This window comes from Pseudidiomarina insulisalsae, assembly GCF_003987065.1.
GTDB lineage: Bacteria > Pseudomonadota > Gammaproteobacteria > Enterobacterales > Alteromonadaceae > Pseudidiomarina > Pseudidiomarina insulisalsae.
On sequence record NZ_PIPY01000001.1, the window covers coordinates 336,933 to 350,757 of the forward strand.

Annotated in this window: 15 protein-coding genes and 2 rRNA genes; 6 read left to right on the plus strand and 11 right to left on the minus strand. The window is 53.9% G+C overall.

Going from position 1 to position 13,825, the window contains the following annotated elements; genetic code table 11:
* Positions 1-44 precede the first annotated feature (44 nt).
* Positions 45-944 (plus strand): EamA family transporter RarD, encoded by a 900-nt coding sequence (rarD, locus tag CWI71_RS01495; protein ID WP_126753482.1) that lies wholly within the window; start codon positions 45-47, stop codon positions 942-944.
* Here the strand turns inward: rarD and uvrD are convergent.
* From uvrD to lptM, 7 genes are all read right to left on the minus strand, one after another.
* On the minus strand, positions 920-3,127 hold the full coding sequence (gene uvrD, locus CWI71_RS01500; protein WP_126753483.1) for a DNA helicase II: 2,208 nt from the start codon (positions 3,125-3,127) through the stop codon (positions 920-922). The two genes, rarD and uvrD, sit on opposite strands and share 25 nt — an antisense overlap.
* Positions 3,128-3,209: 82 nt before the next feature.
* Positions 3,210-3,926, minus strand: coding sequence for an HAD-IA family hydrolase (locus CWI71_RS01505; RefSeq protein ID WP_126753484.1), 717 nt, complete (start codon positions 3,924-3,926; stop codon positions 3,210-3,212).
* A gap of 14 nt (positions 3,927-3,940) precedes the next feature.
* Positions 3,941-4,840 carry a tyrosine recombinase XerC gene (locus CWI71_RS01510; protein WP_126753485.1) on the minus strand — a complete coding sequence of 300 codons (900 nt, stop codon included), beginning with the start codon at positions 4,838-4,840 and terminating at the stop codon, positions 3,941-3,943.
* Positions 4,827-5,525 carry a DUF484 family protein gene (locus tag CWI71_RS01515; RefSeq protein ID WP_126753486.1) on the minus strand — a complete coding sequence of 233 codons (699 nt, stop codon included), beginning with the start codon at positions 5,523-5,525 and terminating at the stop codon, positions 4,827-4,829. The genes CWI71_RS01510 and CWI71_RS01515 overlap by 14 nt, the downstream gene beginning before the upstream one ends.
* Complete coding sequence (gene dapF, locus CWI71_RS01520) at positions 5,522-6,328, minus strand: diaminopimelate epimerase (RefSeq protein WP_338050040.1); 807 nt, start codon at positions 6,326-6,328, stop codon at positions 5,522-5,524. Before dapF ends, CWI71_RS01515 begins: the two co-directional genes overlap by 4 nt.
* Positions 6,329-6,339: 11 nt before the next feature.
* Positions 6,340-7,593 (minus strand): diaminopimelate decarboxylase, encoded by a 1,254-nt coding sequence (gene lysA, locus CWI71_RS01525; RefSeq protein ID WP_126753488.1) that lies wholly within the window; start codon positions 7,591-7,593, stop codon positions 6,340-6,342.
* The gene (gene lptM, locus CWI71_RS01530) at positions 7,590-7,754 is read right to left on the minus strand and encodes an LPS translocon maturation chaperone LptM (RefSeq protein WP_126753489.1); all 165 of its coding nucleotides are present in this window, start codon (positions 7,752-7,754) and stop codon (positions 7,590-7,592) included. The genes lysA and lptM overlap by 4 nt, the downstream gene beginning before the upstream one ends.
* A gap of 86 nt (positions 7,755-7,840) precedes the next feature.
* Here lptM and cyaY point away from each other — a divergent pair, with 86 nt between their 5' ends.
* The 5 genes from cyaY to CWI71_RS01555 are packed head-to-tail and all read left to right on the plus strand — an operon-like array spanning position 7,841 to position 12,193.
* Entirely contained in the window at positions 7,841-8,161 is a 321-nt protein-coding gene (gene cyaY, locus CWI71_RS01535; RefSeq protein ID WP_126753490.1) for an iron donor protein CyaY, read from the plus strand.
* Positions 8,162-8,163: 2 nt separating this feature from the next.
* Positions 8,164-9,105: a hydroxymethylbilane synthase gene (gene hemC / locus CWI71_RS01540; RefSeq protein ID WP_126753491.1), complete on the plus strand. Its 942-nt coding sequence runs from the start codon at positions 8,164-8,166 to the stop codon at positions 9,103-9,105.
* A complete protein-coding gene (locus CWI71_RS01545; RefSeq protein WP_126753492.1) occupies positions 9,102-9,881 on the plus strand; it encodes a uroporphyrinogen-III synthase in 780 nt (259 codons plus the stop codon). The genes hemC and CWI71_RS01545 overlap by 4 nt, the downstream gene beginning before the upstream one ends.
* A gap of 3 nt (positions 9,882-9,884) precedes the next feature.
* Entirely contained in the window at positions 9,885-11,021 is a 1,137-nt protein-coding gene (locus tag CWI71_RS01550; protein ID WP_126753493.1) for a uroporphyrinogen-III C-methyltransferase, read from the plus strand.
* The gene (locus CWI71_RS01555) at positions 11,018-12,193 is read left to right on the plus strand and encodes a heme biosynthesis HemY N-terminal domain-containing protein (protein ID WP_126753494.1); all 1,176 of its coding nucleotides are present in this window, start codon (positions 11,018-11,020) and stop codon (positions 12,191-12,193) included. The genes CWI71_RS01550 and CWI71_RS01555 overlap by 4 nt, the downstream gene beginning before the upstream one ends.
* A 22-nt stretch (positions 12,194-12,215) precedes the next feature.
* Here the strand turns inward: CWI71_RS01555 and CWI71_RS01560 are convergent, their stop codons facing one another.
* From CWI71_RS01560 to CWI71_RS01575, 4 genes are all read right to left on the minus strand, one after another.
* Entirely contained in the window at positions 12,216-12,794 is a 579-nt protein-coding gene (locus CWI71_RS01560; protein WP_126753495.1) for a YceI family protein, read from the minus strand.
* A gap of 9 nt (positions 12,795-12,803) precedes the next feature.
* Positions 12,804-13,355 (minus strand): cytochrome b, encoded by a 552-nt coding sequence (locus CWI71_RS01565; protein WP_126753496.1) that lies wholly within the window; start codon positions 13,353-13,355, stop codon positions 12,804-12,806.
* Positions 13,356-13,515: 160 nt separating this feature from the next.
* Positions 13,516-13,630, minus strand: a 5S ribosomal RNA gene (rrf, locus tag CWI71_RS01570).
* A 121-nt stretch (positions 13,631-13,751) separates the two neighbouring features.
* Positions 13,752-13,825 (minus strand): 23S ribosomal RNA (locus tag CWI71_RS01575); the annotation flags it as partial.

Consider the following 13,825-nt stretch of genomic DNA (forward strand, 5'->3'; position numbering starts at 1 on the left):
TTTTCGCACTATTTCTAAAAACGATTCAAAAAGAGAGCTGATGAATGACCGATGATGCTACGCGCAGTCGCCATGGTGTTATGTTTGCGATTGCCGCTTACACCATGTGGGGCGTTGCTCCTATTTACTTTAAATGGCTGCAGCAGGTACCTGCGTTTGAAATTCTTGCCCATCGCATTATCTGGTCGTTCGTACTGGTGCTGATGCTGATCATGGGTCTGCGCCGCTGGCATCGCATCAAACCTGTGGTGACCAATCGCGCGCAAATGTTGCGACTGACCATAGCGACCTTTTTGCTGGCCGGAAACTGGTTTTTATTTATCTGGGCGATTAACAACGATCACATTCTTGACGCTAGTCTCGGGTATTACATTAACCCGTTATTAAATGTCGCCATTGGCATTGTTGTTTTTGCCGAGCGCATGCGCCGCATGCAAATTGTCGCCATTGGCCTTGCGGTCACGGGCGTACTGATTCAGATTGTTTCGTTTGGTTCGGTGCCTTGGGTGGCTTTGGCACTGGCCTGTAGCTTTGCGACCTATGGCGCCATTCGCAAACGCTTGCCGGTCGACTCGATGACGGGACTATGGCTGGAAACGACCATCTTGCTGCCATTGATGGTAATTTACCTGTTCTTCTTTGCCGACTCTGCAGCGAGTGACATGACGACCAACACCTGGCAGCTCAATTTGCTGCTCATGGCAGCCGGTATCGTCACCACCGCTCCGCTGTTGTGCTTTACCGCCGCCGCGCAACGCATTCGTTATGCCACGCTTGGGTTCTTTCAGTATATCGGCCCCAGCTTAATGTTTATTCTGGCAGTGTGGGTCTATGGCGAGCCGCTGGCGGCTGACAAACTGGTGACCTTTGCCATTATCTGGTCGGCATTGGCACTGTATAGCCTTGATACGCTGCTGCATCAGCAGCGCTCAAGACGGGCGTAAGCCACCACCAACCACTTGCTGCCAAGGTCATCAAAGTTGACCTGAATACGGCTTTGCGGACCGCTGCCTTCGTAATTGAGCACGGTCCCCTCACCAAACTTGCTATGCCGCACCCGCTGACCCAGTTGATAGCCACTTTCGGCGAATGCTTCGTGGCTCGCGCCACTATGGAAACGCCCATAGCTCTGCTGGGTACCAGCAAAGTCGTCAGCCGGGCGCGAACGCGATTGCATTCGCACATGGTGCAGGTTCTCCGGCGGAATTTCCGCAATGAAGCGACTGGCACGATGTAGCTTCTCTTGCCCGTATACCCGTCGCTGCTCGGCATAGGTGATCACCAGCTTTTGCATGGCGCGGGTCATGCCGACATAACACAAACGACGCTCTTCGGCTAAGCGGCCAGCCTCATCCAGCGACTGTTGTGACGGGAATAAACCTTCCTCAACGCCACACATAAACACCAACGGAAACTCCAGGCCTTTAGCACTGTGTAACGTCATTAACTGCACCGCGTCCTGGTACTCATCGGCCTGCTCTTCACCCGATTCCAGCGCGGCGTGCGCTAAAAAGGCGTTGAGCGGGGTCATGTCCTCTGGCTGCTCGTTATCCAGCTGGTCAAAATTGTCACAGGCGTTCACCAGCTCTTTTAAGTTTTCCACGCGGGTTTCAGCTTTCTCACCCTTTTCGGCCTGATACATGGCCATCAGGCCACTGCTTTTAATGACCGTGTCGACCTGCCGTCCCAGACTGTATTCGCCGGTCTCATCTTCAAGTTGCTGAATGAGATCGGTAAAGGCCAGTACCGCATTTGCCGCGCGTCCGGTCAGCACCTTTTCGCTGGCCAGTTGTTTTGCCGCGTCCCAAAGTGAGGTGCCCCGCTGCCGCGCGCCATCGCGAATAATCTCCAGGGTACGGGCACCGATGCCGCGTGTCGGGGTATTAATCACCCGCTCTAAGGCGGCGTCATCATTGCGGTTCGCGAGCAAGCGCAGGTACGCGAGTGCGTCTTTCACTTCCTGGCGGTCGAAGAAGCGCAGGCCACCATAAATACGATAGGGAATGCGCGCGTGCAGCAAAGCTTCCTCGAGCACCCGCGACTGGGCGTTACTGCGATACAGCAGCGCCACGTCTTGTAAGGCATTGCCTTTCTCATGCCAGCTTTCAATCTGGCTGGCGATGTAACGCGCTTCATCAAGCTCATTGTAAGCCGCGTACAAGTCAATCGGCTCACCATGGCTGCCATCGGTCCAGAGCTCTTTGCCGAGGCGATCGTTATTATTCGCAATGACACTATTGGCGGCACTGAGAATGGTATTGGTCGAGCGGTAATTTTGCTCCAGACGGATCGTCTCAACGCTGGGATAGTCTCGGGTAAACTGATGAATATTCTCAATTTTTGCACCGCGCCAGCCGTAAATCGACTGGTCATCGTCACCGACAATAGTGACATAGTTCTCATGATCGCCACCGCCGCCAGAGAGCAGCTTCACCCAGGCATACTGAATGGCATTGGTGTCCTGGAATTCGTCGACCAGAATGTGCCGGAAACGGCGTTGATAATGTTCACGAACAATGCGGTTGTCACGTAGCAGTTCATGCGCGCGTAAAAGCAGCTCAGCAAAGTCCACCAGACCGGCGCGATCACAGGCGACCTGATAGGCATCGTAGATTTCTTTGTAGGTACGCTCATTAAAATCGTGCCCGTCCAGATGGTGGGCGCGCAGACCCTCGTCTTTCTTGGCATTGATGAACCACTGCGCCTGTTTTGGCGACCAACGCTTCTCATCAAGGTTCATGCTACGCATGATGCGTTTAAGCATACGTTGCTGATCATCACTGTCGAGAATTTGAAAGTTCTGTGGCAGGTCGACATCCATGTAGTGGGCGCGCAGTAACCGGTGTGCCAGACCATGGAAAGTACCGATCCACATGGCGCGGGTTGAACTGCCAACCAGCTCTTCCACCCGGCCACGCATTTCCGCCGCAGCTTTGTTGGTAAACGTAACAGCCATTACGCTGTAAGGCGATAAATGAAATTCCTGCAACAGCCAGGCAATGCGATGCACTAACACCCGGGTTTTACCACTACCGGCACCTGCCAGCACCAGCATATGGCGTTCAGGCGCGCTGACGGCGGCGCGTTGTTTATCGTTTAATTGCTCAAGCAAGGGGTGCTGTGTCATACACTTTTCCGTTTTTCTGCCAGTGCGGGGTCGGGCGGTATAGACTGACAGTTTAAAGCGCCACTACTGTATATGCAACCAGTTACCTGAGTAGCCACTGCTGCAGCTGTGGCAGCGCGTCAAAGGCCAGTGTCGGGAGAACTTCCAGGCTGTCGCCGCTATATAATCCCTGGCGGAACCATGCGGTTTGCCAGCCCATACGCTGGGCACCGAGGATATCCGCTAGCGGACTATCGCCAACATGCAACCAGGCGCTGGCCGGCAGTTTCGGGTAACGTTTTTCGACAGCGGCAAACATATCGCTGTGGGGTTTACCACGCACGCCTTTGGCAGGCTGAACCACCCAATCAAAGTAATCTTTGAGACCAATCACACCGGTATCAACATTGCCATTACTGATGGCTACCAGCGGGTAGCGCTCGCCAAGCGCGCGTAACAACTCATGGCTCGCTGGCGGCACCTGCACACGATTGCGATGCTCAAGAAAAACAGCAAAAACTTCGTCGGCACCGGAACGCGCCTGACTGTCGCTGAGCCCAAGTTCACACAGTCCCCGGCGAATCGTTTCTAAACGCAGCGCAGTCATGTCGCTGCCAAGTTCAGCGTCGCTTTGCATGAGCTGCCAACGGCGCTGAGCCCATTGCTGCTGCGTCCACTGTTGCGCTTGCGGAAAGCGTTCGCAAAGTGCGCGATAACCCTCGGCTTCTGCTTGCTGCATTACCGGAAAATTGTCGTACAGGGTGTCATCAAGATCAAAACTGATCGCCGCTACCGGCTGGGGTCGACGATAAAACTGCATAGCGCTCCCGTTCGTTATTTCTTACGCGCGCGCGGGTGGGCCGCGTCATAGACTTTGGCCAGATGCTGGAAATCGAGGTGGGTATAAACCTGAGTAGTGCTCAGATTGGCATGCCCTAATAACTCCTGCACCGCGCGCAAATCACCACTCGATTCTAACATATGTGAGGCAAAGGAGTGCCGTAGTTTGTGCGGATGCAGGTTGCCGTTCAGTCCCTGGCGCTGGCCCCAGTAATTCAGACGCTGTTGCACGGTGCGGGGGCTGATGCGCCGTTGCCGCTGGCTGATAAACAGCGCCACTTCTGTCAGACTGCCCCGTAACCACTGACTGCGCACCGGTAGCCATTTACGCAGAGCCTCAGCGGCGCAGCGACCATAAGGCACAATGCGCGTCTTACCGCCTTTACCTAATACCCGCAGCTCCTGATGACGCGGATTAATCGCGTCAATATCCAGCGCTACCAGCTCTGCCAGGCGCAGGCCGCTACCGTAGAGTAACTCCATCATGGCGGCGTCACGTAGCGCCAGCTCATCGTCTTCGGGTAATTGCAGTAACTGACTGATGCTGTCTACATCCAGGTTCTTCGGTAAGCGCTTCGCGGGCTTTGGAGCTCTGGTTTGCCGCGCCGGATTATCCAGCCGCCAACCTTCGCGCATGCAATAATCGAAGCAGGAACGCCAGGCGGCAAGACGCAGCGCTAATGACGCGTCACCCAGCCCCTGATGACGCCAATGCATAAATAACCGTTCGAACACAGTCAATGAAATATCCGCGACTTGCTGTGCGCCTAATTCGCTGAGGTGATCGATATCGCGCTGCAGTACACGGCCGTAGTTAGCCAGCGTATGCTCGGCAAGGCCGCGCTCACCGGCAAGGTGGTTTAAAAACTTTTGTCGCGCCTCAAGCAGATGCATGATGGTGTAACAGCGGCGGCAGCACCTGACTCAACAGCACTTGTAACTGTTTCACGAACAAGGTGTCCATCGCTGGCTCAAAATGGCCGGCATCATGATTACCAATCGCCAGCATGCCTAATTCGCCTTTTTCACCCAGCAACAACAGCACGACCGAGGCGATCGTTTCATCAGGGAAAAGTAGTTTTTGCTCATTCGCTGTCAGCCGTCCCAGATAAATAGTTTCGTCCTGAAAACGCTTGCTGAGTAATTGCTTATGGGTATCGGCCGCAAAAGTAAACTGTTCCTCCAATTCCAACGGGCTGTCAAAAAACTTCATGCTGAGCGCAGGCATCTGCAACTGTGTGGAAAACGTTTCCTGCAGACTCTCCATCACATCGCTCAGGCTCTCACTTTGCAGCAACTTCACGTACAGCTCACTGAAGTAACGAAACAATTCTTCGTTACGTCGTGCGGTCACCATCAGTTCGGTAATTTCTTCTTCAAGCTGCTGCACACGCTGACGTAGCATCTGCTGTTGGCGCTCAACTAACGAAACCGCGCCTTTGGTTTGATGGCGCACTGTTAAGCGCTGCAGTAATTGCGGGTGACGTTCAAAAAAATCCGGGTTCTCGTCCAGATAGGCGGCAATCAGCGTGTCATCTACTACCGTTGTCTGAGCTTGTTTTTTTGCTTCGTTGCTCATAGTTTCAAATGTCCGTCAAAAACATGTTCCGCAGGCCCGGTCATGCGTATAGTTTGTCCGGGCCGCCAGCGTATGGTTAGCTGGCCACCTGGCAGGTGTACCTTTACTTCTTCGTCAAGCTTACCCTGACTCATGCCAATGACCGCGGCCGCGCAGGCGCCACTGCCACAGGCCTGAGTCTCGCCGGTACCACGCTCGAACACCCGCAGTTTAATATGTTCGCGATTGATGATCTGCATAAAGCCAACATTCACACCCTCGGGAAAACGCTCATGCGTGGCAAGCGCGCGCCCCAGAGTGCCGACCGGGGCATGATGAATGTCATCGACCTCCATCACACAATGCGGATTGCCAATGCCCATTACGCCACACAGCACGGTTTGATCCTGCACCCGTAGCACATAAGTCTGCTCTTCTTTATTAGCTTTGAAGGGCACTTCGGCAGGTGTAAAAGTGGGCTCGCCCATTTCTACTGTAATACGCCCATCGCGTTCATGATGCAAGACCATCGTGCCAGTTTTGGTGCTGACTTTCAGATGCTGCTTATTGCTGAGACCTTTTAATTTAACAAACAGAGCGAAACAGCGTGCGCCATTGCCACATTGCGAGACTTCACTGCCATCGGCATTAAATATGCGGTAGTGAAAGTCGAGATCGGGATCATAAGGCGGCTCGACCAGCAGCAACTGATCAAAGCCGATGCCCCGGTAGCGATCCGACCAGCGTCGGATCTGCTCAGGGTTAAGGTAAATATTCTGGGTCACGTTATCAATGACCATAAAGTCATTGCCTAAGCCGTGCATCTTACTGAAGTTCACACGTTGTCTCCGAGTAAGTGTTCACCCTGCCATAAACTCTCGAGCGGTTCACGCTCGCGAATAAGTGTTGCTGTGTCACCATGGACCATCACTTCGGCCGCGCGTGGTCGGGTATTGTAATTAGAGGCCATAGTGAAACCATAGGCACCCGCATTCATTACCGCCAGCAAATCACCTTCTTGTGCCGCGAGGTGCCGGGCATGACCGAAAAAGTCACCGGTTTCGCACACCGGACCCACCACATCGACCAGCTGCTCATCCAGACCGTCGTGCCGTTGCACTGGTTGAATGGCATGGTAGGCGTTGTAAAGCGCCGGGCGCAGTAGGTCATTCATGCCAGCGTCGACCAGCAGAAAGTTCTTCTCGCTACCAGGTTTGTAGTACTCGACTTTGGTGACCATGATGCCGGCATTACCGACAATGGAGCGGCCCGGCTCGAGCATGAGCTTAAGATCGCCCACTTCGTCTGCCTTACGTTGCAACTCACGTAAGTAACCACTTACTTCCAGCTTCTCTTCCTGTTGGTAAGGAATGCCAAAGCCGCCGCCCATGTCCAGATGCTTGATGGCGATACCTTCGGCGCGCAAATCACGCACCAACGCAAACATCCGCTCAGCAGCATCTAAAAAGGGTTGTGGACTCAGAATCTGTGAGCCAATGTGGCAGTCGGCACCACAGACATTGAGGTTTGGCATTTGCGCGGCACGACGAAATACCTCGCGCGCTTCGCTCATGGCAATACCAAACTTATTGGCTTTCAGTCCGGTAGCAATGTACGGGTGGGTTTGTGCGTCGACATCAGGGTTGACCCGCAGCGATACAGGTGCCTTCACGCCCTTTTCTGCGGCAATCGTCTGAATGCGCTCCAGTTCGGCGGTCGACTCGACATTGAAACAGCCAATGCCTTGTTCCAGCGCATAAGCAATTTCGTCGTGGCTTTTCGCTACCCCCGAAAACACCACATCTTGCGCTTTACCGCCGGCGGCCAAAACGCGTGCCAGCTCACCGCCGGAGACAATGTCAAAACCAGCGCCCAAACGCGCGAGTAAATTTAACACTGCCAGGTTCGAGTTGGCTTTTACCGCATAACAAAGCTTATGAGGTGCCGGCCAATGTTGGGCAAACTGCTCCCAGTTTGCTTTGATCGCAGCTTTAGAGTAGACGAACAGCGGCGTACCGTACTTTGCAGCAAGGTCCGTCACCGCACAATCTTCTGCGAACAGTTCAGTCTCTTTATAGTGAAAACTCATAATTTTACGTTGCTATCCTGTGCTTGCGTCACCGGGGCTACCGCTGCTGGCTGATTCTTTTCTGCCGGTGCCGGCATTTCCAGCGGACCTTTCTGTCCACAGGCGACCAGACTTAAGCTAGCTGCTACAATGATCGGAGGCATTACTTTCAGCTTAAACATCGGTAAACTGTACCCTTGTGATTCGCGATTGAAACGTGTGCTTATCATCGCATTGCAGCGCACAAATGTCATTACCAGGAGTAGACATGCAAGACCATGAATACCATGAACTCGCCGAAGCGACGATTTGGGCGATTGAAGCAGCTTTTGAAAACACTGGCGTTGATATCGACAGCGAGTGTGACGGCGATATGTTGGAGATCACTTTTCCTAACCGTACGGTGATGGTCATTAATAAACAACCACCGTTACAGCAACTCTGGGTGGCCACTAAATTTAACGGTCATCATTTTGAATATCGCGATGGCCAGTGGATCGATAACCGCACTGGCGCTGAGCTTTGGGAATTGCTGACCGAAGCAGGCAGTAAGCAGGCGGAACAAGCTATTACCTTAAAAGCGGAGTAAGCATGTCACAAGTACTGCGTATTGCGACCCGAAAAAGCCTGTTGGCTATGTGGCAGGCCGAACATATTCAGGCGCGCCTGGAAGCACTGCATGACAATCTGACCGTCGAACTGGTGCCGATGAGTACCAAGGGCGATATTATTCTTGATACACCGTTAGCGAAAATCGGCGGCAAGGGTCTGTTCGTCAAAGAGCTGGAAGTTGCAATGATGGAAGGCCGTGCCGATCTCGCTGTGCATTCAATGAAAGATCTACCGGTGGAGTTTCCACCGGGGCTGGAGTTGTTTGGTATTTGCGAGCGCGAAGACCCGCGTGACGCTTTTGTTTCCAATCATTATAAAACTCTTGATGAACTGCCCGAAGGCGCTGTCGTGGGTACCTGCAGCCTGCGCCGTAAGTGCCAGATCCTAGCTCATTATCCGCACCTGAAGGTACAGGATTTGCGCGGTAACGTACAAACGCGTCTGGGGAAACTCGACGACGGACAATATGACGCTATTATTCTCGCTGCGTCTGGATTAATTCGACTGGAACTCGGTGAGCGCATTCGTCAGCGCCTGCCGGTAGAGATTTGTTTACCGGCGAATGGCCAGGGTGTGCTCGGCATTGAATGTCGCAGTGATGACTTGCATACCAAAGCGCTGCTCGCCCCACTGACCTGTGCCAATACCAGCAGTTGTGTGCTGGCCGAGCGGGCCATGAACCGCCGTCTGCAAGGTGGCTGCCAGGTACCCATTGGCGCTTATGCCGAACTCGACGGAGATCAACTGCATTTGCGCGGTCTGGTGGGTCGTCCCGATGGCAGTGAGATTATTGAAGGCGATATAAAAGGCCACCGTGACCATGCCGAAGCGCTTGGTACCGAACTGGCGGAATACTTGCTGGCCCGTGGCGCGGGGAAAATTCTGAACGACGTTTACGCGGAGAACGAATTGCACTCATGAAGCAGGTTCTCATCCTTCGTCCTAATCAACAAGCTGCTGAGCTGCGCGATTTATTGCAGCAGCGCGCCGCCTCTGCAGGTATTCGCCTGCAGAGCGAGAATGCCAGTATGTTGCGCATCCGTAGCTACGATGACCCGTCGCAACGGGTCGCCGACGTACTCGAGGCGCAGTGGGACGGAGCAATGATGGTGAGTGTGAATGCCGCGAATTTCTTCGCCGAGCAAGTACACGCCTGGGCACCGGGGCAGACCATGAAGCCTTGCCGTTGGTTTGCCGTAGGGCCGGTCTCGGCAAGAGCCATCGTAGCGGTGATTAACCGTCCTGTGGTTTGTCCATGGCGCGAGCATAATAGTGACGCATTACTCGCCTTACCCGAGCTACAGCAAGTTGAAGGCCAGCGTTGGCTCATTATTCGGGGCCATGGCGGTCGCGAACTTTTTGCCGATACGTTGCGTGCCCGTGGTGCCGAGGTTCATTATCTGGAAGTGTACGAACGTGTACCACAGTTACCGTCAGCGGCAACCATGAGCGACTGGCGGCAACGCATTGATACCATTATGGTGAGTAGTGCTGAGCAATTAGGCGCATTTTTAGCCGCGGTACCGCAAGATGCGCTCGACTGGCTGGCTGAATGTACCTGGGTGGTCGCCAGTACCCGCTTACAACAGCTGTTGCCGGCGGCAATTAGCAAACGTGTGATGATTGCCGATAGTGCAGCAAGTTTTGCTATGGTAGATGCATGGCATCGCGCGCTGCAATTAACCGAGGAATCTTAGTTTATGAGCAATGAGACCAAGTCAACGTCAGCAGAACTGCCGGAAGAGCTCCCGGACGAAGCCAAGCAGCCAAAACCCGAGAGGAAGGCCTCGCTCGCTGCGTGGCTGACCATTATCATCTTGCTTGCCGCGCTTATTGCCGCCGGCTGGGTTGGTTATCGGTATGTCTATCAGGACCTGCTTGCCAGCAATCAGCAACTGGTTGCCCAAAGTGAGGAGCAGGCCCGTCAGCTCAAAGAGCTGCGTAGCGAACTGGAGCAACAGGTACAACAGTTGCGCCGCCAGCAGCAGGAATTGCCAGCAACCATTGAGCAGCAACTGCAGCAAAACGAACAGGGAGTGCGTCGCAGCTTAAGCCAACAGGCACAAACCCAGGCCGACCTTGAGCGTGCGGTACAGGCGGTACAAGCAGAACTGGCCAGCCTGGACGTTTCTCAGGCGACAGCCTGGCGGGTGCTGGAAGCACGGCAATTGGTCGCAGAAGCCAGCACCAAACTCTATATCGATCAAGAGCCACAGCTCGCTCTGCAGCTGCTGGATTTGGCTGATACCCATTTGGCCGCTCTCAATAACCCAGCCTATCAGGCTGCGCGACAGGCCATTAATGACGACAAGGTTGCCTTACGTGCCATAGATGCCGATCAGCACCTGCAGGTCGCCATGGAATTAAACAGCCTGCGCGCGCGCCTGCTACAACAACAGTGGCGCTTGCAGGCACCCGGGCGTACGGTCAGCGCTAAACAGCCACCTCCAGACGCACCTTGGTATGAACATTTAAGTGCCAGTGCCGGTGCGCTTTTTGATCAGCTCATTCGGGTACAGCACCTGGAAAAGCCGATTCAGCCGCAACTTTCTGCAGCATTTGTTGAATTGGCGAAGCAACGGGTACTGATGCAACTTCAGCTGGCCCAGCAAGCCGCGCTGAGCCAGCACGATGAGTTGTTTCAACGCAGCATTCAGGAAGCACTGGCGTTAGTGACTGAGCTGGAAAATGAGAGTGACCTGAACCTGGCAGCCCTGAGCACTGATCTGACCCAACTGGCGGCGCAGTCACTACAACCCAGCCTGCCGGACCAATTACGTAGCCTGGCTATCATGAACCGTCATGCAGAAGCGATTAACGCGGGAGCTGGTCAATGAAATATGCATGGATCGTGATTCTGTTGCTCATTGCCGGCTTGTTTATCGGGCCATTATGGGACGGTAATACCGGTTATGTGTTGATTGCACTTGGTAATTATACTGTTGAAACCAGCCTGGTCGCGGCGGTCATTCTGCTTACCCTGGCGGTCGTGGTGCTACGCGTTATCTGGCAATTTATAATGCGCTTGGTCAGAGGCACTGCCTGGGGCGTCAAGTGGTTTGGTGAACGACGCACCGGCAAAGCACAAAAGGCACTGAAAGAAGGCGCCGTTGCGCTGGTCAATGGTGATCACCGCAGTGCCTCAAGCGCCTTTAACCGTAGCTGGCAGTTACGCCATGACGGTACTGTCGCGTTACTGGCCAGCTATGCTGCCGCTGCCAATGAAGACTACCCACAGGCGCGGGAATGGTTGCAACATGCACCTGAGCCAGGCCAGTTGAAGCTTGCTGAAACGCTGTTCAGCCTGCAACAGGATCCGGATCTTGCGCAGCAACGTCTGCAAGAATTAAAACAACTGCGCCGCGATTACCCGCAACACCCGCAGTTACTGCGCGTCGCATTACATGCCTACGAACAGAACCACTGCTGGGATGAGTTACTGGAAAGTTTGCCTGACGCCCGCCGGCTGGAGGTGCTTAGCGCGACTGAATTAAGTGAGTTAACCGAGCACGCTTACCGTGAGCGTTTTCTGGCTGTGGGCCGTGAAGGCCCTGCCGCACTGGCGGCTTTTTGGCGCAAACAAAGCCGTGACGAGCGTCGCCAGCCAGCCGTCCGCCGTGCTTATCTGCGGGTTCTCAAAACCTTCCAACTGCTCGATGCAGCCGATAAAGTCGCGGCGCGTGGGTTAAAACGCGGTGAACTGCAGTTAGCGCATCTGCTAGATAAGCGGCTACTGGTTGCCGGACCTGAGCTCAGAGATTATCTACAAACCCAGTTGAAGAAAGAACCTGAAAACGGTCTGCTGCTGCAGGCAATGGGGCAGATGGCGCTCATTACCAACGAATGGTCATTGGCTGAGCGGGCGTTACGCCGTTCTGCGGAATTGGTTCCGTCGCAACGCGTATGGCTTGACCTGGCGCAGGTTTATGTAGCACAGGGGAACTCGGCTGCGGCGTTAGAAGCCTATGAGAAAGCGGGACTTGATGGTTCGAACCGCCCATTAAAATGAGCGGTTCGTCGTCACCATGGGCTTATTGACGGATGCCTTCAATCGATAGATACATATCGACGGTCTTGGCAGCAGGACCGAGATCATAGTCGATACCATAATCTGCCAGGGTCAGCGTGACGTTGCCTTCAAAACCACGGCGGAAACCACCCCATGGATCAGGGCCTGCGCCCACTTCGTTGACGTCAATTTCAATTGGCTTAGTGACGCCACGTAGCGTCAGCTCGCCGGCAAGTACGCCGCTGCCGTCGCCATTCGGGGTATAGCTGGTCGAAACAAAGCGCGCCTGCGGATAGTCGTCTACTGCAAGAAAATCATCACCGCGCAGGTGCTTATCACGCTCGGCGTGGTTACTGTCGATGCTGGCGGTATCAATAGTTACGTTAACTTTTGCTGCGCTCGGATTCGCTTCATCATAGCTAAAAGTCCCTTCAAAGTCGGTGAACTCACCCAACAGCCAGCTGTAACCCAAATGACTGATCTTGAATTGAACGAAGGCGTGCTGGCCTGGCATGTCGATAACATAATCGGCCGCCTGCGCCTGCTGAACGGCGCCGCCCATTAACGCAGCAACCGCTGCAGATAGTACTAATTTTTTCATAACGTCCTCCTAAGATTGAGATTTCTGCGGGCGCAGCATACGCTTTAAAGTGTCATGCTTGTCCCAAAAATGATGCCGTAGCGCTGCCAGTGCATGCACACCGGCCAGAATGACTAAACTCAGCGCTGCGTACCAATGTATGTCACCGGCAATTTCCTCCTGCTTCGGAATGGAGGTGATCACTGCCGGTACTTCAAACCAATCAAACACCGAAATGGAACTGCCATCAGCGGTCGAGATCAGATAACCGCTGATCATGGTCACCAGCAATAAGCCGTACAACAGCAGGTGCCCCAGCCATGCAGCGATCCGCTCGTAACGTCCACCGGCAAGTCTTGGCTTCGGGTTCAACATTACCCAGACTATGCGCAGTAATGTCAGAGCAAGCAGCACCAGACCCACCGACTTATGCCACCACGGGCCTAGCCGATACCAAGGGTCGTAGTAGCTTAGGGTCAGCATCCAGTAGCCCAGTGCAAACAGCCCGATGACCGCAAGCGCCGAAAGCCAGTGCACAATAATCGCGACCCAGCCATAACTGTTTTTAGAATTGGTTAACATCATGCGCCTCATTACGTGAACGGCTTCATTTTAGTTCAACGAAACCAAATGAATAGTGCGTTTTTTGGCAGGAATAGTTCGAATTTTTAGAAAGGATACGACGCGCTCCCAAAACGAAAAAACCCCGAGCGGTTAAGCTCGGGGTTTCATCTAAATTAAAGCCTGGCGGTGTCCTACTCTCACATGGGGAGACCCCACACTACCATCGGCGCTGAAGCGTTTCACTACTGAGTTCGGAATGGGTCAGGTGGTTCCACTTCGCTATGGCCGCCAGGCAAAACTGGTCAACAATAAGGAATCTGATTGTATAAAGTACGTGCCACTCTGCTTGGCTACATCCATCTGGTAAAGGGTCGAACATGTGTTCGAGACAACCCTAAACATCTTCGGTGTTGTATGGTTAAGCCTCACGGGCAATTAGTACGGGTTAGCTCAACGCATTACTACGCTTCCACACCCCGCCTATCAAC